Source organism: Corynebacterium sp. HMSC073H12, from assembly GCF_001837775.1.
Lineage (GTDB): Bacteria > Actinomycetota > Actinomycetes > Mycobacteriales > Mycobacteriaceae > Corynebacterium > Corynebacterium amycolatum.
The window spans coordinates 147,879-173,399 of record NZ_KV834033.1 but is presented as its reverse complement, the minus strand read 5'-3'; the positions used below and the strand labels follow the sequence as shown (position 1 = coordinate 173,399).

General features: G+C 59.1%; 24 protein-coding genes. 12 read left to right on the top strand and 12 right to left on the bottom strand.

The annotated features are described in order from the left end of the window. Positions 1–666, top strand: coding sequence for a sugar transferase (locus HMPREF2708_RS04490; protein ID WP_070832836.1), 666 nt, complete (start codon positions 1–3; stop codon positions 664–666). On the opposite strand, the gene HMPREF2708_RS04485 is transcribed toward HMPREF2708_RS04490, so the two are convergent. Next, positions 650–1,345 (bottom strand): acetyltransferase, encoded by a 696-nt coding sequence (locus HMPREF2708_RS04485; RefSeq protein WP_070832832.1) that lies wholly within the window; start codon positions 1,343–1,345, stop codon positions 650–652. The genes HMPREF2708_RS04490 and HMPREF2708_RS04485 overlap by 17 nt on opposite strands. Positions 1,346–1,403: 58 nt before the next feature. Beyond that, a complete protein-coding gene (locus HMPREF2708_RS04480; protein ID WP_246840333.1) occupies positions 1,404–1,931 on the bottom strand; it encodes an HPP family protein in 528 nt (175 codons plus the stop codon). Positions 1,932–2,071: 140 nt separating this feature from the next. Here HMPREF2708_RS04480 and HMPREF2708_RS04475 point away from each other — a divergent pair, with 140 nt between their 5' ends. Both HMPREF2708_RS04475 and HMPREF2708_RS04470 read left to right on the top strand, forming a co-directional pair. Then, positions 2,072–2,365 carry an RNA-binding S4 domain-containing protein gene (locus tag HMPREF2708_RS04475; protein ID WP_005510922.1) on the top strand — a complete coding sequence of 98 codons (294 nt, stop codon included), beginning with the start codon at positions 2,072–2,074 and terminating at the stop codon, positions 2,363–2,365. Between the two features lie 3 nt (positions 2,366–2,368). Further along, the gene (locus HMPREF2708_RS04470) at positions 2,369–3,250 is read left to right on the top strand and encodes a VOC family protein (RefSeq protein ID WP_038627226.1); all 882 of its coding nucleotides are present in this window, start codon (positions 2,369–2,371) and stop codon (positions 3,248–3,250) included. 249 nt (positions 3,251–3,499) lie between these two features. Here the strand turns inward: HMPREF2708_RS04470 and HMPREF2708_RS04465 are convergent, their stop codons facing one another. Next, on the bottom strand, positions 3,500–4,684 hold the full coding sequence (locus HMPREF2708_RS04465) for an isocitrate/isopropylmalate dehydrogenase family protein (protein WP_070832825.1): 1,185 nt from the start codon (positions 4,682–4,684) through the stop codon (positions 3,500–3,502). Positions 4,685–4,728: 44 nt separating this feature from the next. Continuing rightward, positions 4,729–5,277 carry a neocarzinostatin apoprotein domain-containing protein gene (locus HMPREF2708_RS04460; RefSeq protein ID WP_070832821.1) on the bottom strand — a complete coding sequence of 183 codons (549 nt, stop codon included), beginning with the start codon at positions 5,275–5,277 and terminating at the stop codon, positions 4,729–4,731. A gap of 202 nt (positions 5,278–5,479) precedes the next feature. On the opposite strand from HMPREF2708_RS04460, the gene HMPREF2708_RS04455 reads away from it, so the two are divergent. Genes HMPREF2708_RS04455 through HMPREF2708_RS04440 form a run of 4 tightly spaced genes read left to right on the top strand, consistent with a single transcriptional unit; the run spans position 5,480 to position 9,182 of the window. Then, complete coding sequence (locus tag HMPREF2708_RS04455) at positions 5,480–6,589, top strand: heme/hemin ABC transporter substrate-binding protein (protein WP_246840332.1); 1,110 nt, start codon at positions 5,480–5,482, stop codon at positions 6,587–6,589. Between the two features lie 11 nt (positions 6,590–6,600). Then, entirely contained in the window at positions 6,601–7,680 is a 1,080-nt protein-coding gene (locus HMPREF2708_RS04450; protein ID WP_070832818.1) for a FecCD family ABC transporter permease, read from the top strand. After that, positions 7,680–8,462: a heme ABC transporter ATP-binding protein gene (locus tag HMPREF2708_RS04445; protein WP_070832815.1), complete on the top strand. Its 783-nt coding sequence runs from the start codon at positions 7,680–7,682 to the stop codon at positions 8,460–8,462. The genes HMPREF2708_RS04450 and HMPREF2708_RS04445 overlap by 1 nt, the downstream gene beginning before the upstream one ends. A gap of 33 nt (positions 8,463–8,495) precedes the next feature. Then, complete coding sequence (locus HMPREF2708_RS04440) at positions 8,496–9,182, top strand: biliverdin-producing heme oxygenase (RefSeq protein ID WP_070832812.1); 687 nt, start codon at positions 8,496–8,498, stop codon at positions 9,180–9,182. Positions 9,183–9,238: 56 nt separating this feature from the next. Here the strand turns inward: HMPREF2708_RS04440 and HMPREF2708_RS04435 are convergent, their stop codons facing one another. From HMPREF2708_RS04435 to HMPREF2708_RS04420, 4 genes are all read right to left on the bottom strand, one after another. Then, entirely contained in the window at positions 9,239–9,919 is a 681-nt protein-coding gene (locus tag HMPREF2708_RS04435; RefSeq protein ID WP_246840331.1) for a hypothetical protein, read from the bottom strand. Positions 9,920–10,393: 474 nt separating this feature from the next. After that, entirely contained in the window at positions 10,394–12,193 is a 1,800-nt protein-coding gene (locus tag HMPREF2708_RS04430; RefSeq protein WP_070832806.1) for a phospho-sugar mutase, read from the bottom strand. A gap of 10 nt (positions 12,194–12,203) precedes the next feature. After that, the gene (deoC, locus tag HMPREF2708_RS04425) at positions 12,204–12,854 is read right to left on the bottom strand and encodes a deoxyribose-phosphate aldolase (RefSeq protein ID WP_070832803.1); all 651 of its coding nucleotides are present in this window, start codon (positions 12,852–12,854) and stop codon (positions 12,204–12,206) included. Between the two features lie 119 nt (positions 12,855–12,973). Further along, positions 12,974–14,260, bottom strand: a complete 1,287-nt coding sequence (locus HMPREF2708_RS04420) for a thymidine phosphorylase (protein ID WP_070832800.1) — start codon at positions 14,258–14,260, stop codon at positions 12,974–12,976. Positions 14,261–14,429: 169 nt separating this feature from the next. Here HMPREF2708_RS04420 and HMPREF2708_RS04415 point away from each other — a divergent pair, with 169 nt between their 5' ends. The 4 genes from HMPREF2708_RS04415 (at position 14,430) to HMPREF2708_RS04405 (ending at position 18,335) form a co-directional block, all read left to right on the top strand. Next, on the top strand, positions 14,430–14,849 hold the full coding sequence (locus HMPREF2708_RS04415; RefSeq protein WP_070832797.1) for a cytidine deaminase: 420 nt from the start codon (positions 14,430–14,432) through the stop codon (positions 14,847–14,849). A 45-nt stretch (positions 14,850–14,894) separates the two neighbouring features. After that, a complete protein-coding gene (locus tag HMPREF2708_RS04410) occupies positions 14,895–16,112 on the top strand; it encodes a NupC/NupG family nucleoside CNT transporter (protein ID WP_070832794.1) in 1,218 nt (405 codons plus the stop codon). Positions 16,113–16,318: 206 nt separating this feature from the next. After that, complete coding sequence (locus HMPREF2708_RS10870) at positions 16,319–16,966, top strand: ABC transporter ATP-binding protein (protein ID WP_141762914.1); 648 nt, start codon at positions 16,319–16,321, stop codon at positions 16,964–16,966. Continuing rightward, on the top strand, positions 16,959–18,335 hold the full coding sequence (locus tag HMPREF2708_RS04405) for a hypothetical protein (RefSeq protein ID WP_070832791.1): 1,377 nt from the start codon (positions 16,959–16,961) through the stop codon (positions 18,333–18,335). Before HMPREF2708_RS10870 ends, HMPREF2708_RS04405 begins: the two co-directional genes overlap by 8 nt. A 411-nt stretch (positions 18,336–18,746) precedes the next feature. Here HMPREF2708_RS04405 and HMPREF2708_RS04400 read toward each other — a convergent pair whose 3' ends face one another. The 3 genes from HMPREF2708_RS04400 to HMPREF2708_RS04390 all read right to left on the bottom strand — a co-directional run bounded on the left by HMPREF2708_RS04400 (position 18,747) and on the right by HMPREF2708_RS04390 (position 23,344). Then, positions 18,747–19,895 (bottom strand): YihY/virulence factor BrkB family protein, encoded by a 1,149-nt coding sequence (locus HMPREF2708_RS04400; protein ID WP_246840330.1) that lies wholly within the window; start codon positions 19,893–19,895, stop codon positions 18,747–18,749. Between the two features lie 143 nt (positions 19,896–20,038). Next, complete coding sequence (locus HMPREF2708_RS04395) at positions 20,039–21,049, bottom strand: sugar-binding transcriptional regulator (RefSeq protein WP_070832788.1); 1,011 nt, start codon at positions 21,047–21,049, stop codon at positions 20,039–20,041. Between the two features lie 261 nt (positions 21,050–21,310). Further along, on the bottom strand, positions 21,311–23,344 hold the full coding sequence (locus HMPREF2708_RS04390) for a M13 family metallopeptidase (protein ID WP_070832784.1): 2,034 nt from the start codon (positions 23,342–23,344) through the stop codon (positions 21,311–21,313). A gap of 106 nt (positions 23,345–23,450) precedes the next feature. Between HMPREF2708_RS04390 and HMPREF2708_RS04385 the strand changes: the two genes are divergently transcribed. Continuing rightward, positions 23,451–24,440 (top strand): glycoside hydrolase family 25 protein, encoded by a 990-nt coding sequence (locus HMPREF2708_RS04385; RefSeq protein WP_070832780.1) that lies wholly within the window; start codon positions 23,451–23,453, stop codon positions 24,438–24,440. Positions 24,441–24,467: 27 nt separating this feature from the next. Here HMPREF2708_RS04385 and HMPREF2708_RS04380 read toward each other — a convergent pair whose 3' ends face one another. Next, positions 24,468–25,496 carry a TIGR00730 family Rossman fold protein gene (locus HMPREF2708_RS04380; protein ID WP_070832777.1) on the bottom strand — a complete coding sequence of 343 codons (1,029 nt, stop codon included), beginning with the start codon at positions 25,494–25,496 and terminating at the stop codon, positions 24,468–24,470. Positions 25,497–25,521: the final 25 nt, after the last annotated feature.

Below are 25,521 nucleotides of genomic sequence, written 5' to 3'. Positions count from 1 at the left end.
ATGGATTCACTGAGCATCCGCGTGCAACGGGTAATTAAGCGTGGCGTCGACATCGCGGCATCTGTAACGGGCTTGATTGTGCTGTCGCCAGTTATGGGCGCTACGGCTCTGGCAGTGCGACTTTCCATGGGAAAGCCAGTCCTATTCCGCCAGGAACGCCCGGGCCAGGATGGTGAGCCGTTTAATATCCTCAAGTTCCGGACGATGCACCACGTCAATCCGGCAAAGGGGCTTGTCGACGATGCGTCCCGCCTCACGGAGGTAGGAAAATTCCTTCGGTCCACAAGCTTGGATGAGCTCCCGGAGCTCTTTAACGTTCTGCGTGGCGATATGAGCCTCGTTGGCCCGCGCCCGCTGCGCATGAAGTACCTGGAGCGCTATTCGCCGCGCCAAGCACGCCGCCATGAGGTGCCACCGGGAATTACGGGGCTTGCCCAGGTCTCGGGCCGCAATGGCATCACCTGGGAAGAACGTTTCGAGTACGACGTGCAGTACGTGGATAATTGGTCGCTACTGCTCGATGCAAAGATCCTGCTCGACACGATCTTGGTGGTGCTGAGGCGCGAAGGCATCTCAGAAGAGGGCCAAGTGACTATGACCGAGTTCACCGGTTCGTCGGACAAGGGTTCGTCGGATAAGGACGTCTCGGCTAACGCAGATTCTTAATCACACTTGCGGGAACGCCGGCGACAACGGAGTAGTCATCGACGTCTCTGGTAACTGCGGCTCCGGATCCGACGTACGCTCCCTCGCCGACAGTGAGGCCGGGGTTGATTACGGAGTTGGCGCCTAGGGTGCAGGCTTCGCCAAGCGTGACAAAGCCCGACACGGCATTGAGCGGGAAGATTGTGCAGTAATCCCGCAGCACCGCATCGTGGCCGATTGTGACATTCATATTGATTTGGGCGTGCTTGCCTACCTCAATATTGCAGGTCAGGCGCGCTCCGGGGCAGATGACCGTGCCCTCGCCGAGTGTGACCAGCGCGCCAATGCTGGTGTCTGGGTGGACCAGGGTCGCGGGCACGAGCCCCGCGGCATCTGCGCGTTGCGCAATCGAACGTCGAGCAGCGCCGCTGCCGATTGCGACTGTGTAGTAGACCCCCTCGGGCAAGTCCGCGAGGACCTCAGTTTTGCCCAAGAGTTGCACGCCCATTTTGTGGAAAAAGGCCATATCTGGGGTGCCATCATCGATAATGCCTAGGATTTCCCACTGCTTTGGCATTCCGTTTTCCACGGCGTAGTCGTTGATGTCCTTGATGAAGCTGACCACGTTTCGGCCAAAACCACCAGCGCCGACGATGACAATCTTTTCGGTCGTCGTGTTGTTAATCCACTGCTTTGGCATGAGTGTCATTATCCCACTGATAGCCGTATTTAGCCGGAGTGCTTGGCCCCGAATCCACCTACCACCAGTAGGTGGGATACCGAATGCCGCGCAGTCGATTTGCGAGGATGCCAAGCACCACGATCATGATTGACGAAGCGAAAATGAAGCCTATGAAGCGGAAGTCGTTGGCAAGCCCATGGCCGTGTGGCATCAGCACGGTGACCATAGCGGTAGCGGTGGCAGGGGAATGAGCCGCGCGAGCAAGAAGCATGAGTGCGAAGGCAACGCCGGCGGCAACCGCTGCAGCAATGATGGTCGAACCCAACATGTGCAGAATTGCGATGCCAGTCGTGCAGCCGATGAGGTGTCCGACCACGACATTTCGTGGTTGAGCCAGGGGCAAGTTCGGTGCGCCGACGATAAGCGCCATGGCAGCGCCAATAGGAGGTAAAAATAGCAGGTCAGAGACAGAAGTTGAGATGAGTGCCAGGGTCATCAGCGGCAGGCTCACGGCGACCGAGGCGGCGACAATATGGCGCAGCGGCGGGCGAGGTGGTGCTTCGCTGGCGATAAGGGGCCGTCTCGTTGGCCGTGAATAGGACATGGAAAGCATGTTAGGATGCGCTGCTTCGCTCCGCAGAGGTTCAGAGTTTTTATTGAAATAGAGGTTTCATGAGACGCTCTGAACCTCTCCGAACCAGCCAAACTCCGACCATTTTCACCGGATATGACACACTTAAGGGCATGGAGCCTATCGATGTCGCAATCCGGGATGAGTCCATCCGTCTCGGGCAATTCCTGAAGTTGGCAAACCTGGTGGAAACGGGCGGTCTGGCCAAGGAACTCATTGCTGAGGGCCAGGTCAGCGTGAACGGTGAGGTCGACACTCGTCGTGGCAAGGTGCTGCGTCCAGGGGACGTCGTCTCTGTTGCCGGTATGTCGGCACGCGTGGCCACTGCCGATGAAGTCGATGATGACTACTTTGATGAGGCCACCGCCGATGATGACTTTGATCCTGAAAAGTGGAGGAACCTGTAACTCATGCCCGCATTTCCCGCCGAATTTGGCATGCCCCTGCGCGTAGATCTGCTCTCCGCCGCACCGCGTAAGACCGAGCGCTTCTACCGTGGCGTTCTCGGGTGGGCTTACCGCAACACTGCGCCAATCCATGAGGATGCCCGCGAGGCTTCCGCGGGTCGCCGCGTTGCCATGCTGTCTGGAATGCCAGTGTCGGTACTGCTTGAGGCCGATAAGGACGCTGAGGATGCCTTCGTCAACCAGTGGCGCGTGAACTTCCATGTCGACTCCGCCGCTGGTGCCGTCGACAAGGCGCGCGAGCTCGGCGCCGAGGTCTTCCAAGAGCCGACCCCGCTTGTCGACGGATCCACGATGGCCGTCGTTTCCGACCCCGCCGGTGGCCTCATTGGGCTGCTGGAACAGCCGGGTGAACAGGCCTTCATCGCAGCGGGCGAGCCAGGCACCCCGGTGTGGTTCGAGCTGGTTGCAGGCCCGGAGGAGACCTTTGAGCAGGTCGCGGACTTCTACCACAACTTCTTTGGCTGGGAAATCGCAGTGCGCAACAAGAACGAGCACGGCACCTTCGCAGTCGCGATGGAAGACGGGGCACCATTTGCAGGTTTGGTAGCCAGCTCGGTTGCTGCACAGACCGATGCTGCCGATAAGAGCTTCGTCGGCTGGCTGGCGTACCTCGGCGTGGAGAACATCGACACCGCTGTCGCTAAAGCTGAGGAACTGGGCGGTTCCGTGCTCGTTGCCCCGCAGGCCACTGAGTTCGGTCCGCTGGCAACCGTGCAGGACCCGTGCGGTGCGGCAGTGGTTCTCTGTGAGGTGCCACTGCCGCCGGAGGAGGACATCCGCGAGTCCGACCCGCTGGAAGGCATTGACCTCAGCCAGTTCCAGTAGGGGCTCAGAGTTCTTCGTCGTCGTCCTCGGGGGCCCGTTTCCCGGTGTAGTTAACGTGTAAAGGATTGTCTTCGTTAGTGATCTCACGTAAAGGCACAGCCTGCGCAGCGTTATACCTGTTTTTACTCATACTTCTTGACCCTCCCCCTATGAGTAATCCCAGTCATCGGCGCTCTCCTTATCGGCGGAGGGTCAACGGCTGGGATTGATAGCAACCACTTTAATTACGCTTCGTAATCGAGTCAATGCCTACAACCCCAGCTCCGCCCGCACCGCAGCCACAAACTCGCTGGTAGTCGCGGTACCACCAAGGTCCGGCGTGGGTGCGGTGCGAGTGGCGGCGTAGACTGCCTCGCGCAGCTTGGCTGCGGGCGCAAGCTCCGAGGCCGGTGCCCCAAGGTGCTCGGCGCACATTGCCGCTGAGAGCAAAAATGCAGCCGGGTTGGCGATGCCACGACCTGCAATATCCGGCGCCGAACCGTGTACCGGCTCGAACACCGCGAAGTTATCGCCGACATTCGCCGACGCCGCCAGCCCCAGCCCGCCAATCAGCCCAGCACCGATGTCGCTGAGGATGTCGCCGATAAGGTTCTCCGCGATGATGACATCAAAGCGCGCCGGGTCGGTTACCAGCTGCATTGCCACGGCATCCGCATTGGCAAAATCGAATGCGACCTGCGGATACTCCTCCGCCACCTCTTCGACTGCCCCGCGAATCACACGCGCAGAGTCCCGCAGGATATTCGGCTTATCCGCCACCGTCACCGTCGGCGTGGCCTCCGAATCGGGGTTTGCCGCCTGCCGCGCGAGAGCCAACTTGGCCGCCGATCGCGCAAGGCGGTGCCACGCAAAGGACGTCGTCACGCGCAAAGAAACCGCAACTTCGCCACGCTTATCGACGGCGCGAGCCACCGTCGAGTCCTCCGCCACCTCTGCCCACAGGTGGTGGTGCGGGGAGTCGGCCGGGGCGTCGTGAGGCGGAAGGAGATAGTCGTGACTGTAGAGGCCCTCGGTGTTTTCGCGGACGATGGTGAAGTCGGCAGCCGCGCCGGGCAGGATGACCGGGCGGAGGTTGGCGAAAAGATCGAGGCGCTGGCGCAGCTGGAGAATAGGGGAGCGGTAGGTCAGGCCAGTGCCGCGCAGGTGTGGCGCCAGTTCATTCTCGGCCTCGCGAGCGGGCTTGGAGGTAATCGCCGCGAGGAGAGCGGCATCGCTGCGCTCTAGTGTCTCCCAGGTCTCCTGCGGGACGGGATTGCCGTGCGCGCACCATTGTGACCAGCCAATTTGCGCCTCCGTCAGTTCCCAGTGGGGGAAAACGTCGGTGATGAGTCCTCGGCAGGCATCGGTGATTTCGGGGCCGATGCCATCGCCGGGTAGGAGTGTGATGCGGCGCGGTGCCGCCTCTTTGGCAGTCGCAGGCTGGTCGGTTTCCATGGCTCTTAGCCTAGGTCTGCGACGCCTGCGCGTGTGTGGTTTGGCTATTTTGCGAAAGTAACCGGGATTTCGGTGATGTCCTCGAAGCCCTCGCTGTGGTCACCGAAGAGCTTCAGCACGCAGTCCTGCTGGGTGCAGTCCACGGCCTCGCCGGTGGGGACGACGCTGAGCTCGAAGTGCGCGGTGTTGTCGTCGGCGATGGTGGTGGTGCCGCCGGACTTCTTGGTAATCCACTGCTGCGACTGGGTGCCGGCACTGCGGTCACCGGTGCAGTCCGGGACGGGGTTGCCCGGAGCCTTCTCTGCGGCGCAGAGTGCGGCGTAGTAGCCGTAATCGGGGTCGAGACCGGAGAGGTCGACGGTGATGACATCGCCCTCGGACAGGTCGTTGACCGGCTCGGCCTCCATGGTTACTTCGCCGGCGGTGGCGTCGGTTTCTTGAGCCTCAGCCGAGCTGGTGGTTTCCGAGGCGTTGGCAGCATCCTGCGCGGCACCGTCTGCGTCATCTGAGCCACAGGCGACGAGAAGTGGAAGTGCGGCGACGGCCGGAATAGCCAGGAAAGCCGCTCGACGCTGGAATGTGCGAGTAGTCATAGGAGGTAACGTCCTTCCGACAAACTGTAGAAATTACTATGTTTATTTAAGGGTAGGCTAACCTAGACATAAAAGATAGCCTAAGATTCTTTGGGTGAGTAGAGCAAAGTCCTTTCTAAGCTCTTTGTTACTAGTGTTAGTCGTTATTTAGTCGTTCTTTTGTCGTCTATCTCCGTGCAGCGTCAGCTCACAGAGGGGGAATATGTTCACCGTGCCTGCCTGTCGCGTTCGCAGCCTTGCCGGAGCACTTCTGAGTGTGGTCCTGGTCGCAGGACTAGTCGCCTGTGGTTCCGATGATGCCGCGAGGGAGGGGGCGTCGTCGTCAAGCGCTGGCGTGACGACGGTACCGCGCGCCGACAACATTTCCGCTCACGGTGCCGCGCATGCGAACCTGCCTTCGGAAAACCCCGAAGTGCTGCTGAAAGACCCGAAGCCGGCAGAAGATAAGGACTACCAGCGTATTCTCACGCTTGACCGAGCGGGAGCACTCAGTCGTTCGGTCTACGCGCTTGGCCTCGGAGACCGTCTGGTGGGGCGCGACTCCACGTCCGATTTCCCGGCGGTAAAGGGTCTGCCGAACCTCACCATTGGCGGGCATGCAGTCAATGCTGAGTCGGTGATGAAGCTGAAGCCGGAGCTCATCATCACCGATGGCTCGATCGGCCCCAGCCGTGTCTTCGACACGTTTGAAAAGGCGGGGATCACCGTCGCCCATGTGTCGGATGAGCGCACTCCCGAGACCATCAACACGCTTATCGACGAAGTTGCGGACGCAGTCGGCCTGGCTGACCAAGTTAGCCCGGTGAAGGAGCACCTGGATAAGGAGATGGCGGCTGCGACCGAGTACGCGCAGGCCAAGGCCGATGGCCGCAAGATGATGATCCTGTATGTGCGCGGAACCGGTGTGGCCATGATTGCGGGACCAGACTCCGGTGGGCGTTCCCTGATTACTCGCCTCGGCGGCGTTGATGCTGGTGAGGGCGTTGGTATTCAGGGCGCGTTCACGCCGATTACGCCAGAGTCGCTCATCGCAGCGGCCCCAGACACCATCCTGGTTATGTCTGGTGGCCTCGAGTCCGTTGGCGGTATTGAAGGCTTGAAGGAAATCCCGGGCATTGCACAGACCCCGGCGGGCCAGAATGAATCCGTCGTGGACGTGCCGGATTCGCAGCTGCTGTCCTTTGACTCGCAGTCGCCGCGTGCCATCCGCGCCATCGCGGATGCTCTCTACGGTGGCGGTGCAGGTGATGATTCAGGTGCTGGTGCTGATGTAGGCGCTGGTGCGAGTGCCGATAACACTGCGGGGAAGTGACTAGCTGAGCAATGCAGACAACCGCGAACAAAACTAGTCCGTTCAGGCAGGCAACCGTTTTCATCGGGCTCGCCCTAGCGCTGGTGCTGGCAATTGGCTGGTCGGCCTCCGTGGGGCAGTTCGGTGCCACCATCGGGGAATCACTGAGCTCAATGATGAGGCTAGTGTTCAATGCCGGTCTCGGTGACGCGCCAGAGCCCATCGACACCGTGCTGTGGCAGGTGCGACTGCCGCGCATCGCGCTGGCCTGCCTCGTTGGTGCGGGGCTAGCCCTCGCAGGTGTGGCGCTGCAAGCGGTGTTCGGCAACCCGCTTGCCGAACCCGGCCTCATCGGCGTTTCCTCCGGCGCCGCCGTCGGCGCTGCTACCGCCACAGTTTTGGGCACCGCCGCCGGGCTCTCCGGGGTGCTCGGCGGAGTGTTGAGTGTCTTCGCCAGCAGCTGGGCCATTGCGGTCTCAGCTTTTATCGGTGGTGCGGTGGCCACGGCTATTGTGGCCGCAAATGCGCACGGTGGCCGCGATATCGCCCGAATCATTCTGGTCGGTGTGGCTGTGAACTCCATCTGTGGTGGTCTGGTGTCGCTCCTGACATTCGTAGCCTCCACGGCTGCCCGCGACCGTATTGTGTTCTGGCAGATGGGCTCCTTTGCCAGCGCCACCTGGACGCAGGTCGTCATCATTACGCTGGTGACAGTTCCGGCCGTAATTGCCATGTGGGTCAGCTACCGCAAGCTGGACATTCTGAGCCTCGGTGAAGCGCAGGCGCGCCACCTGGGTATTAACGTCATCACGCTGCGTCGCGCCATTATTTTCGGCACGTCTCTGGTCGTGGCGGCTGGAGTGGCATTTTCCGGCATCATCGTCTTCATCGGCTTGGTGGTGCCGCACGCTGCACGACTGCTGCTGGGACCAGCGCATCGCACGCTGATTCCCGCATGCATCCTCGGCGGAGCGCTGGCCACAACGCTGGCCGACCTCGCGGCCCGCACCATGATTACCGGTGCGGACCTGCCACTGGGAATGCTCACCTCGATCGTCGGCGGCCCCCTGTTCTTCTGGTTGCTCCTGCGTTCGAAGAGGGCGGTGCACTAATGGAAATTCACTCTGGCCTGGGCATTTCTGCTGAGAATGTCAGTATCACCCTGGACGGGCACCGCATCCTGAACGATATTTCCGTGGTCGCCGAGCCCGGAAAAGTCACCGCGCTGGTCGGCCCTAATGGTGCTGGAAAGTCGACACTGCTCGCAGCGCTTTCCGGCGACCATGAGCTCAGCGGCGGCGACGTCCGGATCGGCGAGCATTCCATTACCGAGCTCTCCATTGCCGACCTGGCCCGCTACCGCGCCGTCCTGGTGCAGAGCCAAGAACTGTCCGTACCATTCACCAGCCGCGAAGTCATCGACTTCGGACGCAACCCATGGGGCTGCCCGAACGAAGAGTTGCTCGCGGAAGTCATCGCTGAATGCGACGTCGCGCACCTCCTTGACCGGGAAGTCCCGACCCTCTCCGGCGGCGAGCGCGCCCGCGTCCACAGCGCGCGCGTGTTCTACCAGGACACTCCCGTCGTGCTTCTCGACGAACCGACCGCGGCCCTGGACCTCCACCACGCCGAAAAAATCATGGGAATGATGCGCGCCCGCGCGGCGGCGGGCAAAGCCGTGGTCGTGGTCTTGCACGATTTGTCCGCCGCCGCGGCGTATGCCGATCACGTTGTGGTGGTGGCGCAGGGGCGCGTCGTAAAGCAAGGCCCGCCTGCGGAAACCCTGGATGCACAGACCGTCAGCGAAGTCTACGGCATCGGCGTGGAAGTGCTTCGGGATTCCGCGGGCAACCCCGTGCTGGTGCCTCAGCGCGGACAATACCTCTCACCCTAGTCTCCAAAAACCCCACAGAGAAAGAAGAAAACCATGGTTGAAAACGCGATTAAAGAAGGTGACAAGCTGGCTGCTCAGCCCTTGGCAGAGCGGCTCAAAGTGGAGACTTCCGGTGTTCACAGTGAAGCGGAAAACTCCGACTTCATGTCGAGACTGCTTGCGGGTGAACTGGATGCGCAGGCGGCCATCGATTTAACCGGTCAGCTCTACTTTGTGTACGAAGCGTTGGAGCAGGCAGTGCGGTCCACTGCGGAGTCGAAGCAGGTCAGCGCGGTCTACGATGCGCAGCTGGAGCGCCTGGAAGCACTGGCAGCCGACCTTGAGCACTTGGTGGGGTCTGATTGGCGGGAAAAGATCTCGCCTGTGGAGGCGACAAAGAACTACGTGGCCGAGCTTCGTGAAATCGAAAGCAACGGCAACGCCAACGCCGCATTGGCGCACCATTACGTTCGCTACTTGGGTGATCTTTCTGGTGGTCAGGTGATTGCGTCCATGCTGGCCAAGCACTACGGCATCGGTGCGGAGGGAACCCGATTCTATGACTTCTCCGCGATCGGAAAAATTAAGCCCTACCGCGACGGCTACCGACGGAGTCTGTCTGAGCTGGGCATTTCGGATGCCGATAAAGATGCCGTGGTCGACGAGGCGAAGAAGGCATTTCGCCTCAACCGAGCGATCTTCCACGACCTAGCTGGTGGTCTGGACGACGCAGTGGCGTAGGTTGCGGCGTAGGGCGCGAACTGGAGTGTTGCGACTGTGGCTGCGGGTGGTGTGCGTTAGCCGATGTACACCACTGCGTTACGGCCGCCCGTGCACTTGATGTTGCCGCCAGCAGGACGGCACCACATGTTGTAGGTCAGGCCAGTCGTTGGGCTGTAGGCCGTGATGGTGCCGGATTCCGCACCAGTGGAATTGCGGTAGCGGACGTAGGCGCTGTGGACATTTCGAACGAACGGATCGCTCGTTGAGGACGTGCCCTTCCACGCACTGGAGAGGTTGCCGCCAGCCAGGCCACGTGACGAGCCCGAGGACCCAGCAGAGCCACCGGAGTTCGCGGAGTTTGGAACGACCACGGTCTCAGTCTGCGTGACCGGTGGGTTGGGCTGGCTCGAAGCATCGGCAGCGACCTGTGTAGTGGCAGCCGTCTGCGTGTCGGCCGCAGTCGCCGAGTCATCTTTGCCTAGGGTGACATAAAGTATCGCGCCAATTAGACCTAACAACACCACACACAGCACTGAGATGAGCGCAATCATGGCGCCGGAAGTGCGTGAGTTCTGCTGCGGATACGCTGGGGCTGCGTAGGCGAAAGTTGGTGCTGGCTGCGCAGCGAATTGGGGCTGCGGCTGAGGTTGAGGTTGGGGTTGGGGTGCCTGGTTTGGGTACACGGGACCGAACGAGCCGGTGGAAGGATTCGAATTGTAGTTGGGGTCTGAGTTGGGGAACTCGTTATACGACATGCTGGGCGTACCAATCACGAGGAGGGGATGTTCCCCTGTGATGAGACCAACCCGCGTAGCGAATGGTGTTCCATCCCCTGGGGACACGGTTAACGTCTTTTATTGTATTACCGGGAAAACTTTAAAGCATGTTATGGGACGCATGTCATCCCAAAATGCGGCACGGGCGGGTTTAGCTAGACCCGAAATGAGGTGGTGAGCCTCAAATGAGGGCGCGGCCATCGAGAAACTGCGTAAGTTTATGACAGTTTCGGCATTAATTTTTGCTTGTTTTTGTCATAAACGCAGTCACTAACTTGTGAGCCGACTTATGACCCGGCCCAAGACATAGGGGGGGCTGCACATGCGAAACTGGGGTGCGCATGAGACTTCACGGCCACTTTTCGACCGTTTCGTTCATGAGCACCCCAGTTTGTTGCGAGGTGGGGCTGGTAGCTACCAAATGGTTAGCGGTCAGCGGTTAGCGGTTAGCGGCTACATCCCCAGGATCTCCTTGAGCTCAGCCTTGATTTGGTCCAGCCGTTCGGCAGCGGCGGCGTGCGGAATTGCGGCCGAAGCGGCAGCGCCACGATTAGCAGCGCCATCATCACCATCAACCGGCAGCACGACCTCCAAGTAGCACTTCAGCTTCGGCTCCGTGCCGGAAGGCCGGGCAATGACGCGGTCGTTGGCCTCGGTGAGAATGAGAATGCCGTCGGTAGGCGGGATGTGATAGCTCTCGCCCTTGGCATCGACCATGTCTAGGCCGTCATTCATGTCCGTGACCTGCGTGACCTTCGATCCGGCCAGCTGTGCAGGCGGGTTGGCGCGCAGAGTGTCCATGCCCTTGGTAATCAGCGAGCGGTCCTCGACGCGGAAGGTCAACGGGGCGGTCTTGTAGAGGCCGTGGGCACGGGCGACATCATCCAGCAGGTCCTGAATGCCCAGCCCCTGGCCCTTCAGCCGTGCCACCGCGTCGGCGACACGCACCGCCGCAGATACGCCGTCCTTGTCTCGCACGACTGCCGGATCGGTGCAGTAGCCAATGGCCTCCTCGTAGCCGAAGATGAGCCCGTCCACACCAGCGATCCACTTAAAGCCGGTCAGTGTAGCGCGATAATTCAGTCCGTGACCTGCGGCAATCTTGCCCAGCAGGCGCGAGGACACAATCGAGTTAGCCATCGTGGCCGGGAACTCTGCGCCCTCATCATTGGTCACGGTCGCAATCCCACGAGCCTCGGCATCCGCAGCGATGACTTCACCCAGAAACGCACCGATGTCATCGCCGGAGAGCTGTCGCCAGCTGCCATCGACGCTGCTATCCGGAATAGCCACCGAGCAGCGGTCCGCATCCGGGTCAGCCGCGATGATGACATCCGCGTCTTCGGCACGCGCCAGCTCAAACGCGAGGTCCAGCGCGCCGGCTTCCTCCGGGTTCGGGAACGATACCGTCGGGAACTCCGGATCCGGCGCGAACTGCTTCTCGACCACGCGGACATTCGAGAAACCTGCCGCGTTCAGTGTGCGCACGATGGTCTCGCCGCCGACGCCATGCATCGGGGTGAGGACAATCTTCGCTGCCTGCTTCTCTTCGCTTGACGACGTCGTTGCGAGCGCAGCCGCCCGTTTCACATAGGAATCAAGCAGTTCAGGACCAACCTGCTCGACGGCATCGAAGTCACGCGGGACTTCATCAGCTGGTGGAGCAGCGGCGATGGCTTCCGCAATTTGCTTGTCATGGGGCGCGATAATCTGGACGCCTCGGCGGGAATCCGATTCCACCGCGCGGCCACCGAGGTAAACCTTGTAGCCATTGTCCTTCGGCGGATTGTGGCTGGCCGTGACCATAATGCCGGCATCGGCATTGAGGTGGCGCACGGCAAAGGCGGTCACCGGTGTGGGCAGCTGCTGTGGCAGGGCCAGGGCCTTGCCGCCGGCTGCGGCGACAACCGCGGCGGCGTCGCGGTGAAAATCAGCGGAGCCGTGGCGGGCATCGCAACCAATGACCACGGTAAAGTCATCGCCCACAATGTTCTTCAGATGAGCGACCAAGCCGGCGGTGGCGCGGATGACCGTGGCGCGGTTCATGCGGGACTGACCAGCTGCAACGACACCGCGAAGACCTGCAGTGCCGAATTCGAGTGGCCCGGCGAAACGGCTTTCCAGCTCGGCAATCGCATCGGGGTCGGCGGCCTTGGCTTCGTCGTAAAGCGAGGAGAGCTCGGCGGCGGTGGCCTCGTCCGGATCGTGGGCGATCCAATCGGTGATGGTGGCTTGTAGCTGTTCGGAGAGCATCGGTGTTCGCCTACTTCAGACCATCAAGGACAGCGGCGGAGGAGGAAAGGCCCAGGCGGGAGGCGCCCGCAGCAATCATTTCCTCGGCGGCAGCGGCATCGCGGATACCACCGGAGGCCTTGACTCCCAGGCGGTCGCCCACGGTTTCGCGCATGAGCTTCACAGCGTGAGCGGAAGCGCCGCCGGCCGGGTGGAAGCCTGTGGAGGTCTTGACGAAGTCTGCGCCTGCGGACTCGGAGGCCTTGCAGACTGCGATGATTTCCTCATCGGTCAGGGCAGCCGACTCGATGATGACCTTCAGGATCTTGCCCGGAATGGCGTCGCGAACAGTCTTGATTTCGGCCTCGAGGTCGTCGAAGCGGTGCTCCTTGGCGAAGGCGATGTTGATGACCATGTCGACTTCTTCAGCACCATCGGCCACAGCGCGAGCGGCTTCAGCAGCCTTGACCTCGGTCTTTACCGCGCCGGAGGGGAAGCCGACGACAGTGGCGATGTGCAGGCCCTCTGGCACCTCGACTGGGAGCTGCGAGGGGGAGATGCAGATGGAGTAGGTGCCGAGCTTGGCGGCCTCGTCGATAAGAGCCTTGACCTGGTCAGAGGTGGCTTCTGGCTTGAGTAAGGTGTGGTCAATCATCTTGGCAACATCAGCGCGGGAAGTCATGGGAGAAATCAAGTCCTTTCGGAAATTTGGGAGAGAGCTTAAAAGTAGGTGCTTAAAAGTAGGGAGGTGGCGGGCTCGGGGCGGGGAAGTGGCGCCGGCGCGAGCCCGTCAGAGATTATCTAGGACACGCGATCGAGGATAATTCCGCGCTCGGCTGTCGGCGCGGTGTCGCCGATTTCAATGCCCGGCTCGATGGACTCGAGGGCGCGCTCGAACTTATCCGGAGTTTCAGTGTGCAGCGTGAGCAGCTTCTGGCCCTTGGCCACCTTGTCGCCCGGCTTGGCGAAAATCTCAATACCGGCGGTGGCCTGCACCGGATCATCCTTACGAGCACGTCCCGCACCCAAGCGCCAGGAACCAACGCCGAGAGCCAGTGCATCCAGCTTGGTCAGGTAACCGTCGGCTTGTGCAACCACATCGTGCGTGTGAGGCGCCACCGGCAACGCGGCATCCGGATCGCCGCCCTGAGCGCGGATCATCTTCTTCCACGAGTCCATAGCGCGGCCGTCCTTCAGAGCCTGCTCCACGTCGGCATCGTGCACACCAGCCAGCTCCAGCATGTTTCGGGCCAGCTCACAGGTCAGCTCCACGACATCTGCGGGGCCACCACCTGCGAGAACTTCCACCGATTCGCGGACTTCGAGAGCGTTGCCGATGGTCAGGCCCAGCGGAGTGGACATGTCCGTCAGTAGCGCGCGGGTGTTCACGCCCGCATCGTTGCCCAGGTCAACCATGGTACGAGCCAGCTCACGAGCCTGATTCAGATCCTTCATGAAGGCGCCCGAACCGACCTTGACATCCAGCACCAAGTTGGAAGTGCCCTCCGCAATCTTCTTGGACATAATCGACGAGGCAATCAGCGGAATGCAGTCCACCGTCGAGGTGATGTCACGCAGCGCGTAAATCTTCTTATCCGCAGGTGCCAGGCCCGCACCGGCTGCTGCGACGACCGCACCGGAATCCTCCAGGATTTGCATCAGGCGGTCATTCGGAACATCCGCCTGCCAGCCTGGAATGGATTCCAGCTTGTCCAGGGTGCCGCCGGTGTGGCCGAGGCCGCGACCGGACAGCTGTGGGACAGCCACGCCGTAGGAGGACACCAGTGGGCCCAGCGGCAGCGTGATCTTGTCACCGACACCACCTGTGGAGTGCTTGTCCGTGGTGGGCTTGCTCAGCGATGCGAAGCTCATGGTCTCGCCCGAGCCAATCATCGCCTGAGTCCAATCCACAATCTCGCGGCGGTTCATGCCGCGGATGAAGATGGCCATGTTCAGCGCCGCCATCTGCTCATCGCCCACGACGCCGCGAGTGTAGGCGTCAATGACCCAAGCAATCTCTTCCGGACTGAGCTCACCGCCATCACGCTTTACCTTGATGACGTCAACTACATCGAACTTTTCAGCCATTGTTCGCTCCTTTTATAGGCGATTGTGCTTAGCGATATTGGTCTTGTGAACTCTGCTGATTCCGATTATCATCAGCACTAGAACAAATGTCAATAGATAACTTTCCATTTGTACCCACATAAGTATGTTTGCATAAATACCTCGAACAGGCTCGGAGAGGGAGAGCACAATGTCCCACATCTCAGACGAAGAACTGCTGGCTAAGGCCTACGCAGCCACGGAAAACTCGTACGTCCCCTATTCAGGTTTTCCGGTCGGTGCCGCACTTCTGCTTGACGACGGCACGGTGGTCACGGGCTGCAACGTAGAAAATGCATCCTATGGGGTGACCAACTGCGCAGAGCGCACAGCCGTATTCCGTATGGTCGCGGAGCACGGTGGCAACCATAAGATTGCGGCCTGCGCCATCGTCGGGCGAAAGGCGGCACCGTGCCACCCCTGTGGCGCCTGTCGGCAGGTCCTGCACGAATTTGGGTGCAAACGCGTCATAGTGGAGTCCGAGCGCCCGGAAAATGGTGGTTTAGGCGCTCCGGCCAGCATTGACTTCGAAAAAATTCTCCCTTACGCCTTTGGTCCCGAGGACCTGTAGGCATCATCACCACAGCCTCTTTTATCAAGAAAGAAGACCTTAGTCATGGATAGACTGCAAGGCTTACTGGGCATCATCCTCGTCATCGGATTTGCCATTGCTATCTCAAAGAACAGGAAAGCCATTAACTGGCGCACACTCGGCGTTGGCCTGCTGCTGCAAGCGGTATTCGCACTGGTAGTGCTGAAGTGGGAACCTGGTTTTAATGCACTGAAGGGTGTCGCCGGTGCCATTGAGAAGATGATCGATTTTACAAATGAGGGCACCTCGTTTGTCTTCGGTAATCTTTTCGACGGCACGGGTAAAAACTTCGTCTTCGTGCTCAACGTGCTGCCAGTGATCATCTTCCTGGGTGCAGTCCTCGGTGCCCTCTACTACCTGCGGGTAGTGCAGTACTTCGTTGAATATGTCGGGTCCGCACTGAAGTTCATTATGGGTACCTCGAAGGTGGAGTCCGTCTTCGCTTCCACGGTGATTTTCCTCGGGCAGTCGGAGGCTCCGCTCGTCGTCAAGCCGTATATTCCGAAACTGACCAAGTCGGAGCTGTTCGCATGTATGTCGGGCGGTTTTGCGTCGGTGGCCGGATCGACCTTGATCGGTTACTCCCTGCTCGGTGCGCCGTTGGAATACCTGCTGGCGGCATCGGTAATGAACGCGCCGGGCTCGCTGCTGATTGCAAAGACTTTCTGGCCGGAGACAGAGGAATCTGATCTGGATGCGTCGGTGAAGGATGTCCGCGATACCGAGTCGAAGAACGTCATTGATGCGCTTGGATCGGGTGCGCTGGCCGGCGGTCGTATCGCTGTGGTTGTGGCATGTCTGTTGATTGCGTTCATCGCTGTGATTGCGATGCTGTCGGCGATGATCGGCGGCATTGGCGGCTGGTTCGGTCAGGATAACTGGTCTCTGGAAGGACTGTTCGGCCTGATCTTTGCACCAATTGCATGGCTGATTGGTGTGCCGTGGGAGAACGCAGGGCTGGTCGGTAGCTTCATTGGTGAGAAGACGATTCTGAACGAGTTCGTCGGCTACACCTCGTTCTCTGAGCACGTCGACTCGCTGGATCCGAAGTCCATCATGTTGGCGACCTTCGCCCTGGCCGGCTTCGCTAACCTGTCGTCGATTGCAATTCAGATTGGTTCCTTCGGCGCCCTGTCGCCGGAGCGCCGCGGTGAGATTGCCAAGAACGGTCCACTGGCGCTGATCGCGGGTCTGTGCACCAACCTGCTCAACGCAGCAATCGTGGGTGTGATTGCGCTATAGCTGCTCTAAAGGAATGTTTGAGAGTCGTGTAGAAATCCAATGGCATATAGGTTGCTGATGCGACGGCATTAAATCCATGGTCTTATAGAGCGCGTGTGAGAGCTCCTAATTGGGTTTTCCTGTGGATTGTCTAAAGGACTCTATTAGGGCTGTATTTTTGCGGAGTTTTATTTCTATAGCGAAGGGCTGACACATGTTCGAAGTTATTGGAGCAGGATATCGGTTCAAGAAGGGAGATGGGGGGGGGAGAGTGGCTATTCCGCGATGTGGACTTTTCGATTGCAAATGGCGAAGTGGTGGCTCTTATGGGGCCGTCGGGGGCGGGAAAAACCACTTTATTGCATGGATTGGGTGGTATCAGACGCTTATCCGAAGGTCGGAGTGAACTTGATGGGGTTCAAATATCAGGTGTGCCAAAACGAAAAGTGCGTAAGCACTTAAGGGAATCTGTATCAATAATTTTCCAATATCATCTCCTAATTCCAGGGTTAAGTTTGCTGGAAAACGTGGAGCTGACTTGGTCCTTAGCGGGTAATCCGAAAGAGATATCACCAAATATCGTATTAGATAACTTGGGTATTGGAAACGAAAGAGACTCTTTACCCGAAGCAGTTTCGGGCGGGCAAGCACAACGTGCGGCAATTGCTCGAGCTCTGGCTAGCGGCCCGAAACTATTGTTGGCAGACGAACCGACGGGAAGCTTGGACGAACAGAACGCGCATCGTGCTTTTGACCAAATCACAACATGGTGTCGTTCGCATGACGGACACGGGCTCGTCGTGACTCATGATTCATCCATTGCAAAGCTATGTGATCGTATTGTTCGTTTAGACGGCGGGACAATCAATGGCTAAGCGCACTCGTGAAGAATCAATCACACTCAAAATCGCGGCATCGTATCTACGAGCATCAATCGGCCCAAACATTGCCGCTGCTTTAGCTATCGGTTTTACTATCGGCATACTGGCGGCCGTTCTTAACACCCGACAAGCGACGGAAGGCACAGCAGTAGGTGAGGCAGTCACCGTGAATCTGGCTACTAATGTTTCCATATCTTGGGCAATAGCTTCGATTTTCTGTATTCCGCAGATTGTGAGTCGAGCGTTTACCAAACTCGATTATTTTATTAGCTGCCTACAAGTTGTGGGATGGCCTGCTCGACGTTACTTTCTTCTGCTTGTCTTACAGCTTTTATCGATTGAGGCCTTGGTTATCGCAATATCCTATCCTGTAGCGGTACTTTTTCAACAGGTAGTGATGCTGATATCGCGTCGAGACTCCGATGACCTTCTATATCCCGGTCAGTATTTCGAACCCATATCGCTGAACTCAATTCTGATGGCCACATTCATAATCAGCATAAGCGTCATCATCAGTGGCATTGTCGTGTTCATGGGATACGCCCTGAAGCAGAAGGCTCAGAGTGCAGGAGCGAAACCAGTGCGAGTTTCGATTGATGGAGCCAATAAACTGCAGTGGGGAGACTTAGTCGCTGCGCTGTCAATGATTTTCCTTGTAATAGCGGTCCAATCCGGTGCTCAGGCAGGACTATTTGTGATTTTAGCTATGTTATCCGCGTTGTTTTGGCTGTGTAGTCGATTTATTCTGCACATCATCAGAGCAATCGAGAGAGCTCTTGCCCGATTGGCTGGTTCCTTTCCAGGGGCAGCTGCGCTAGGTGCTTTCTCCGCAGAACTCCATACTGCGACCAAGTCAATCGTCTTGCCATTGGCTTACGTATTGGGCATTCCAGCTATTGTTCTCTCGGTTTCACACACTGAGGCTTACGCGATGAAACAAGCGGGCGGCGGAATCCAGAACTGGGATTTCCTAGTCATGCTAGGGCTACCTCTATTTTTCGTAGGAATATTGTCACTCACGTCATTCCTAATGGCTGTAGATCAAGTCGTGATTACAGCCGATCGACTTAACAAAGTTGGGTTTCCAGCCCCCGTACTGTACTTGGTAAGATTTGCCGGTTTACCATTTTTGTTTATATGTGTGAGCCTTGGAATTGCAGCTGTATTCGCACTGGGCGGCTCGATGGTTCATGTAATGATTCTTGATGTGCCGGCCAGATTCGCGATTGAGGGGCTATCATTAATGGTCTCCCTAGCATTAGCTGGAGCCATCTACCTAGCCTTCCTTCTGTGCGGACTAGTCTTCTTAGCGTGGAAGTTTCGTCGCACCATGAGTAGTTTGCTATACGCCAATTGCGGCTAAATTGAACTACGGCGTGTTGCAACTGATTGCCTAAATTGACGCTTTAGGTGGATATCAAGAGTACGATTTCTTACGAGGAATGCTCAGTCTACCCCGGGGGGGGGAGATTGCGAGCACGGTGTTCGATGCACTTGTTCAAATACACGATTTTCTCAGTAGTAAATGGTGTAGAGAGACCCCCAGCCTTACCTGATTGGTTGCCTGCTAGTCCCTTCGTTGAGTGAAGGAACAGCCTAAGTGTTCGTCATTTCAATTGTGTAGACGAGCTCGATTGCGCGTGGCTCGGGAGCAGTCCCACGCTTATGCTGCCTGGGGTGTGCTCGCGCTCAAACATGAAAATCAGAAGTTGTATGCCTTTCCGCGGTTATGGCCTCCAGATGTTGTAGTCTGCGGACCGTTCAAACCGAAACTTCAGGCCTCCTCGAAATTAGCCCTTTTAGGGCTAGCGTCAGCGCTACTACTCTCATCCCGCGCGGCTTCCCAAAATTGGTGCGCCTGGTTTTCGAGATTGCGGTGAATCTGCTGCTCGCCTTCGGCAGCAGCGGTAGCTCGAGGCGGAAGCTGGATGTATCGCTCCGCGGGCAAACCTGCGCGCAGTTGACGCATCCGCTCAACCTCGGCATCCAGTTTGAAGCCGAAGACCACGACCACATTAATGCTCCAGAGTGCGGTCATCAGCGCGATAACCGCACCCATGGCGCCATAGGGATTCGAAGCCGCAAAGTTGAATAGGTACAGCTGGAGCGCCTTGCCGATGATCAGCGAGCTAATAATTGCCAGTGCCGAACCTGTGCTGAGCCAGCGGAATTTGCGCATGCGCACGTTCGGCGTGAAGTAGTATAGCGAGCCAATCAGAATCATCGACATGACGATGATCACCGGCCAGCGCAGCCAACTCCAGACGGAGATGCAGAAGTCAATGACCTGTCGCGTGGTCGATTCAATACCCAATGGGCGGGCAACCGGTTCGACGATGGTGATAACTAGCTGGTCATTGACAATAATCGCAATGAGCAGCACCACAGTGCCGATTAACAGCAGCAGCGTAATGGCGACCATGAGCAGGTGGTAGCGAATCAGCGTGCGACCTTCGGAAACGCCGTAGATGGAGTTAGCCGTGCGCGAAAAAGCGCGCGTGTAGGCCGAGGACGAAATCAGTGCAAAGACAATACCGATAGTCAGTGCGACAAGACCGCCCGTGGCGGAGCCGATAATCGTTGAAATGACATTGCGGATCGGTTCGGCATACTCAGCTGGGACATAGCTGCGGATGAAATCTTCGGTCAGTCGGTTGAGGTCTTCTGTATAGCCGGCCAGCATCAGCGTGGCAATCGAATAAATCGCAAGCAGTGCGGGCGCGAAGGTCAACACCGTGTAGTAGGTCAACTTCGCGGCAGCGTCGAAACCGAGCTCCAAGAAAAATTCGATACCCGCACGCTTGAGGGCGTAGAGCGCTCCTTTCCACCCCACGGGTGGCAACTTCTTCGCGGACTGGGCAAATGATGCGTCCGCCGACTCGTAGGCCTGGAGTGTGTGCTTGATTTGCTGTGCTGGTGACACCTAAAGAATCGTCCTCTCCGACCGGACAGCGGCTGCAACATATATGCGGACATGTGCGCTCGCTTAAGTCTATCGGTCGAAGAGGACAAAGACGCTTCTCGGGCCCGGGTGTCAGTTCTTTGTACTGATGCGTTCCGGGACGGTTATTCCGTGGCAGTAAGAGGGGTGGAGCTATCGGGGGAGCCCGGTGAAGCCGGTGCAGCTGGTGAGTCCGGTGAGTCCAGCGCAAGCAGGCGTTCAGCGGTGGCATCGTCGATGACCAGGTGAGTAGCCAAATTTGTTCGAAGGGCCACGTCGATGGCCGCGGCCTTGTGTGCGCCACCGGCCACAAGTACCCGAGTGGGGATCCGGCGCAGGTCAGAGAGGCTGATACCTACCGTGCGGGCATCGACCTCTGGCAGCGCAATGCCACCGTCAGCGCGATAGAAGCGTGAGCAGGCATCGCCCACTGCGCGCTCCACGAGCAAGTCCTTTTCGGTTGCCGACAGCTGTCCCAAGTTCAAGGCCAGCGAATCATGGTCGACGGCGCCGACGGTGAAAACGGCAATGTCCACCGTCCGGCCAAGGGCCAAAACGCTGGCAATGAACCGATCCTGTTCCACGATGCGCTTGGTCTCGACCGAATCGAAAATCACTGGCAGCGGCAGTGTGCGGGCGTAGGCGTGGAAGGCGTGGCAGAATGCGCCGATAGTGCGGATGTCGTTCGTGGACTTATCGGAGTGGCTCATTCCTCCCTTGAGCTGCACAATTTCCACGCCCGAGACATCCTTGGACTTCAGTTGCGTGGATACGGAGTACATGGTCTTACCCCACGAAACACCGAGAAGGGTACCGTCGACCACCAACTCGTCGAGAAGCTCTGCGCCCACGCGCCCCAACTCGCGGAGCAAGACTGCGTTGCCAGCGCGAGCCGGTTGCGCCAGCCGCACATCGTTCAACTTGTAGCGATCCCGCATCTGCGTAGCGGTCTCTGAGGCTTCCTCGCGCGGATCATGAATCTCAATGCGCACGTAGCCGCGCTCACGGCCAAGGTTGAGCAGTTTAGAGACCGTTGGACGAGAAACCCCGAGTTCGGTTGCAACCTGAGACTGGGTGAGCCCCTCGCCGTAATAGAGTTTGACGGCGGTGAGTGCTTGGATGTCGCGACTGTCCACAGCGGCCTCCTCCAACAAGAGCACTTAGCAAGCGCACTTGTAACAGGAACCTCGCTTGATTGTGGCCCTGCCCGACTTGATCATCGGGAAAGCGTGCGCCTCACCTGTGATTTTAGTTCCATGTTTGCAAAAACAAAAAGTCAGCTTTTGCATTTGTAGTAAACGGTGAGGCGTTGGCTTTCCCCGGAGGGTGTCGGAGGGCATCGGAGGACCCCCGAAGGTGTCGGAGGGGAACGCAGCGCAGGTTGGGTTCTCGCAGAATTACCAGATATTCACGCGCTCGCTGGGCTCACGCCACATGCCGTCGCCCGCTGAAGTGTCGAAGGCCTCATGGAACTCATCGATGTTGCTGGCAATGACGTTGCAGCGGAACTCCGCTGGTGAGTGCGGGTCGATGGCAAGCAGCTGACGCGCGAACTCCGGGCGAATCTTAGATCGCCAAACCAGTGCCCACTGCTTGAACAGGTCACGGTAGGTCTCTGGGGTGTCCTCCAGTCCAAGTTCTTCACCGCGGGCAGCGAGGAAACGGCGGAAAGCGACGACGGCAATGCCGAGCCCGCCCAAGTCACCGATGTTCTCGCCCAGGGTGAAGCGACCGTTGACACCGGGCAGGTCAGCGCCCTCCTCGGCCTGCTCGCGCAGTGCCTGCGGCACCAGTCCCTCGTACTGATCCACCAGTGCGGCGGTCAGCTTCTCAAAAGCTGCGCGATCCTCATCGGTCCACCACTGGTGGAGGTTGCCGTGCCCGTCATACTGCGAGCCCTGGTCATCAAAACCATGCCCAATCTCGTGACCAATAACGGCACCGATACCACCGAAGTTCTCCGCCGGGGAAGCGTCCGGTGAGAAGAACGGCGACTGCAAAATCGCAGCCGGGAACGTGATGTCATTGACCACCGGATTGTAGAAGGCGTTGACCGTCTGCGGAGTGCCATGCCACTCATCGCGATCGGCCGGAGTACCTAGCTTTGTTACCTCATAATCATGCGCAAAAGCACTGGCGGCGCGGACATTGTCCATCAGAGAATCCCCGAGCTCCATCGCCGAGTAATCACGCCAGCGCTCCGGGTAACCAATCTTGGCCTTAAACAGCGACAGCTTCTCCAGTGCTCGCTCTTGCGTCGCCTTCGTCATCCACGGCAGCTCCGAAATGCGCTCCCGGTACGCCGCCAGCAGGTAGTCCACCAGTTCCAGGACCTGCTCCTTGTACTCCGGTGGGAAGTGCTTTTCCACATACAGCTTGCCGACGTCATGTCCAACCGCCCCGTCCGCAAAGGCAACACCGCGCTTCCAGCGTGCACGCTGCTCGGTCGAACCCTGCAAGGTGCGGCCGTAGAAGTTAAAGCTCTCCGCAGAGAAGTCATCCGACAGGTAGGCAGCACGCTGGTGGAGAACGCGCCACAGTGCCCACAGGCGCAGATCTGTCAGGTCAGTGTCCTGCCACAGTTTGCTCAAGTGCTCGAAGTACGACGGCATCATCACCACGATGGTGTCGATGGCGGTCTGGTTCGTCTCATTGACACCGGTGGCCGCGAGCCACTCCGCGACCGGGAAGCCGGTGGGGAGGTCAGCAATAGCCGTCTTGTTATAGGTCTTCAGCGCGTCGCGGGTATCGACCACATTCCAGTGACCAGCGGCAATGCGCTTTTCAAAAGCCACGATGCGCGCCGCCGCAGCGGCCGGGTCCACCAACTCGAATGCAGCAAGTGCGGTGGAGAGGTCCCCCGCGCCGTCGTCATGCGAGGAGAGGAGCTTCAACATAGCGGCAACATGCTGCTCATAGGCGGCGAGAGTGTCGGCGTGGCCAGGCTCGCGGTAGTAAGCCTCATCCGGGAGGCCGAGGCCCGACTGCAGCAGGTAGAGAGCATCTAGGTCAGAGCCGGAATCCTTTTCCACCCAGTACCCGAGCGCACCACCGACACCGAGGCGGTCGAGGCGGCCGAGCGCCAACGCCAGCTCATGCGCGTTCTCGGCGGAGGCAATCATTTCTAAATCCTGCGCGAGCGGAGCAGCGCCGGCGTCATTAATAGCGGCTTCGTCCATAAAAGAGTTGTACAAGCGAGCGACGCGGGAATTCGGATCCGCATCGGCGGCAGTGGTGATGAGCTCGCGGACGTTTTCCTCCGCCTCATCCCTCAGCTTGTAAAAGGCGCCATCGATGGGGCGGTCAGCCGGGATGACATGATTGCTAATCCACTCACCGTTGGTGGCCAAGTAGAGGTCATCCTGTGGGCGAGAAGTCGTTGAGAATTGGGACGTTGCGGACTGGGTCTCAGTATTAGTGCTATTTGTCATGCCGCCAGTCTAGGGGCAAGTGCGGATTGAAGCTGTGACTGGAGGGGCAGGATAAGTTTAGGCTTACGAATGGGGCGGAAGAGGTTTAGGGGGTAAGGTGCAAACCATGAAATTTCTTCCACTTTCCGCGACCGCGGTGCTGAAGCGACGCCCGGGCCGCGCTACTTTGGCAAGTATCGTGGCCGTTGCGCCGCTGACCTTGGGTGTTATTGCACCGGCTGACGCGCAACCCCAGGACGCATCTGCACACTCCAACCCGTCCGCTGCTGATTCCAAGGGGTCGCTCGACTTTTTGACCGAATCACCGAGCATCACCGATGCGCCGCTGGTGTCGGATGCTCAGGAGCCGCAGGGCTCTGATGCCAACGGTTCGTCCACTAACTCTGAGTCGAGCGCTGAGGCTCAATCCGCCGAGAATGCATCGTCGAACTCGGCGCGCACCGGCTTCCACATGGGGCCGACCGGTGTGGACGTCTCCAAGTGGCAGCGCCCAGGTGGTGTCGCGCTGAAATGGGACGAGGTCGCAGCCAGCGGCCAGAAGTTCGCTTTCATCAAGGCCACCGACGGTGTCGAAGGTGACCAGAAATACTTCCTCGAGGACTCCATCGCCGCCGCGAAGGCCGGTCTGTACGTGGGCAGCTACCACAAGGCACACCCGGATCGTTCCGCAACCGCGCAGGCTGACCAGTACGTAGAAGCACTGCAGCAGCGCGATGAACAAATCTCCACAGACAAGACACTGCCGCCTGTGCTTGACATCGAGCTGGACAATGGCCTCAACCCAACCCAGCTGCAGAAGTGGACCAAGGACTTCCTCGAGCGCGTCGAGGAAAAGACCGGCGAAACTCCGATGATTTACACCTACCGTTGGTTCTGGCAGAACCCGATGGGTAACTCGACCGACTTCACCGACTACCCGCTGTGGCTCGCCGCCTACGAAGACAGCGCTCCGACCTCGCTGCCGGGCGGTTGGCAGAGCATGACCTTCTGGCAGCGTTCCTCCACCGGCCGCATCGATGGCATCCCGACCATCGTGGACGAGGACGTCTTCAACGGCACCGAAGCTGAGCTGCAGCAGCTGGCTGCTGCTCACTAGCAGTGTGTTGTGGGGTCTGGGGCCGGGCTAAAACTTCGTCCGCCCCGCACGCCACGCAATCAACGCAGGTAGGAGCTTGTCGACGTCGTCGACGACGATAAGCGCATCGAGAAGCTCCGGCCGCACAAAGCCCGCATCCACAACATTGCGCAGGAGCACCAACAGGGGCTCCCAAAATCCCGAAGGCCCCAGCAACGCCACTGGCTTGGCATGAATCCCCAGGTGCTGCTGGGTCCACACCTCGAAGAACTCTTCCAGTGTGCCCGCACCGCCGGGGAGCGCAACAAAAGCATCGCCGAGCTCATACATACGCGACTTTCGATCGGCCATAGTCGCAACAGTTTCCAGGTGAGTCAGCCGCGGATGGGCAATTTCCTTCTTGACCAGGACCTCGGGGATGACACCGGTGACACTGCCGCCGTCGTCAAGCGCTGCGTTAGCAACCGTGCCCATAAGACCAATCGCCGCGCCACCGTAGACGAGCTCCACCCGATTTTTCGCGAGTGTCTGGCCGAGGCGTTCGGCGGTGACGCGCCAGGCGGGATCGTTGCCGAAGCCGGAGCCGCAGAAAACAGTTAGTGACGACAGTGCGCGCTGTGGCTGTTCACGGCCAGCGGCAAGCTGCGGCAGCTCTTCACGGAGCTTCGGCAGAGTGGTCTCGGCCAGCATAGGGGCGATTTTCCCGGTCGGCAGCCAGGGGTCGAGCCAGCGGACCTCTTCAATCTCGGCGTGGGGCTGAACGTTCGCCAGCTCATCGGTGAACTCGCCGACATAGCGCACATGGTGGCCGACGACCTCGAAGCCCGCCTCGTTGGCGGCGGCTGCGCGGGCGATATTCCACGGACGCAGTTGCGATAGCTCGATATCCACGCCGAGCTCCTCGGAGACCTCGCGCGCGGCAGTGACCTCCGGGTTATCGACGGACTCACCCGGCTCGAACTTGCCGCCGGGCAGCATGAACGTATCCGTACCCCGCTTACGAACGCACAAAACCCGCCCCACCGGGTCAGTCACAACCATTGCGGCGACAACGATGGAACGGGTTTGTGCAGTCACTCGGGCTCCTTAGGTGAAGGAAGCG

What these genes read in the sequence shown, in the direction of transcription:
- HMPREF2708_RS04490 (WP_070832836.1), top strand. Translation starts at nt 1, where the DNA reads ATGGATTCACTGAGCATCCGCGTGCAACGGGTAATTAAGCGTGGCGTC.
- deoC (WP_070832803.1), bottom strand. Translation starts at nt 12,854, where the DNA reads ATGACTTCCCGCGCTGATGTTGCCAAGATGATTGACCACACCTTACTC.
- HMPREF2708_RS04390 (WP_070832784.1), bottom strand. Translation starts at nt 23,344, where the DNA reads ATGACAAATAGCACTAATACTGAGACCCAGTCCGCAACGTCCCAATTC.
- HMPREF2708_RS04460 (WP_070832821.1), bottom strand. Translation starts at nt 5,277, where the DNA reads ATGACTACTCGCACATTCCAGCGTCGAGCGGCTTTCCTGGCTATTCCG.
- HMPREF2708_RS04450 (WP_070832818.1), top strand. Translation starts at nt 6,601, where the DNA reads ATGCAGACAACCGCGAACAAAACTAGTCCGTTCAGGCAGGCAACCGTT.
- HMPREF2708_RS04405 (WP_070832791.1), top strand. Translation starts at nt 16,959, where the DNA reads ATGGCTAAGCGCACTCGTGAAGAATCAATCACACTCAAAATCGCGGCA.
- HMPREF2708_RS04445 (WP_070832815.1), top strand. Translation starts at nt 7,680, where the DNA reads ATGGAAATTCACTCTGGCCTGGGCATTTCTGCTGAGAATGTCAGTATC.
- HMPREF2708_RS04385 (WP_070832780.1), top strand. Translation starts at nt 23,451, where the DNA reads ATGAAATTTCTTCCACTTTCCGCGACCGCGGTGCTGAAGCGACGCCCG.
- HMPREF2708_RS04410 (WP_070832794.1), top strand. Translation starts at nt 14,895, where the DNA reads ATGGATAGACTGCAAGGCTTACTGGGCATCATCCTCGTCATCGGATTT.
- HMPREF2708_RS04455 (WP_246840332.1), top strand. Translation starts at nt 5,480, where the DNA reads ATGTTCACCGTGCCTGCCTGTCGCGTTCGCAGCCTTGCCGGAGCACTT.
- HMPREF2708_RS04465 (WP_070832825.1), bottom strand. Translation starts at nt 4,684, where the DNA reads ATGGAAACCGACCAGCCTGCGACTGCCAAAGAGGCGGCACCGCGCCGC.
- HMPREF2708_RS04470 (WP_038627226.1), top strand. Translation starts at nt 2,369, where the DNA reads ATGCCCGCATTTCCCGCCGAATTTGGCATGCCCCTGCGCGTAGATCTG.
- HMPREF2708_RS04475 (WP_005510922.1), top strand. Translation starts at nt 2,072, where the DNA reads ATGGAGCCTATCGATGTCGCAATCCGGGATGAGTCCATCCGTCTCGGG.
- HMPREF2708_RS04430 (WP_070832806.1), bottom strand. Translation starts at nt 12,193, where the DNA reads ATGCTCTCCGAACAGCTACAAGCCACCATCACCGATTGGATCGCCCAC.
- HMPREF2708_RS04485 (WP_070832832.1), bottom strand. Translation starts at nt 1,345, where the DNA reads ATGCCAAAGCAGTGGATTAACAACACGACGACCGAAAAGATTGTCATC.
- HMPREF2708_RS04440 (WP_070832812.1), top strand. Translation starts at nt 8,496, where the DNA reads ATGGTTGAAAACGCGATTAAAGAAGGTGACAAGCTGGCTGCTCAGCCC.
- HMPREF2708_RS04415 (WP_070832797.1), top strand. Translation starts at nt 14,430, where the DNA reads ATGTCCCACATCTCAGACGAAGAACTGCTGGCTAAGGCCTACGCAGCC.
- HMPREF2708_RS04480 (WP_246840333.1), bottom strand. Translation starts at nt 1,931, where the DNA reads ATGTCCTATTCACGGCCAACGAGACGGCCCCTTATCGCCAGCGAAGCA.
- HMPREF2708_RS04435 (WP_246840331.1), bottom strand. Translation starts at nt 9,919, where the DNA reads ATGTCGTATAACGAGTTCCCCAACTCAGACCCCAACTACAATTCGAAT.
- HMPREF2708_RS04420 (WP_070832800.1), bottom strand. Translation starts at nt 14,260, where the DNA reads ATGGCTGAAAAGTTCGATGTAGTTGACGTCATCAAGGTAAAGCGTGAT.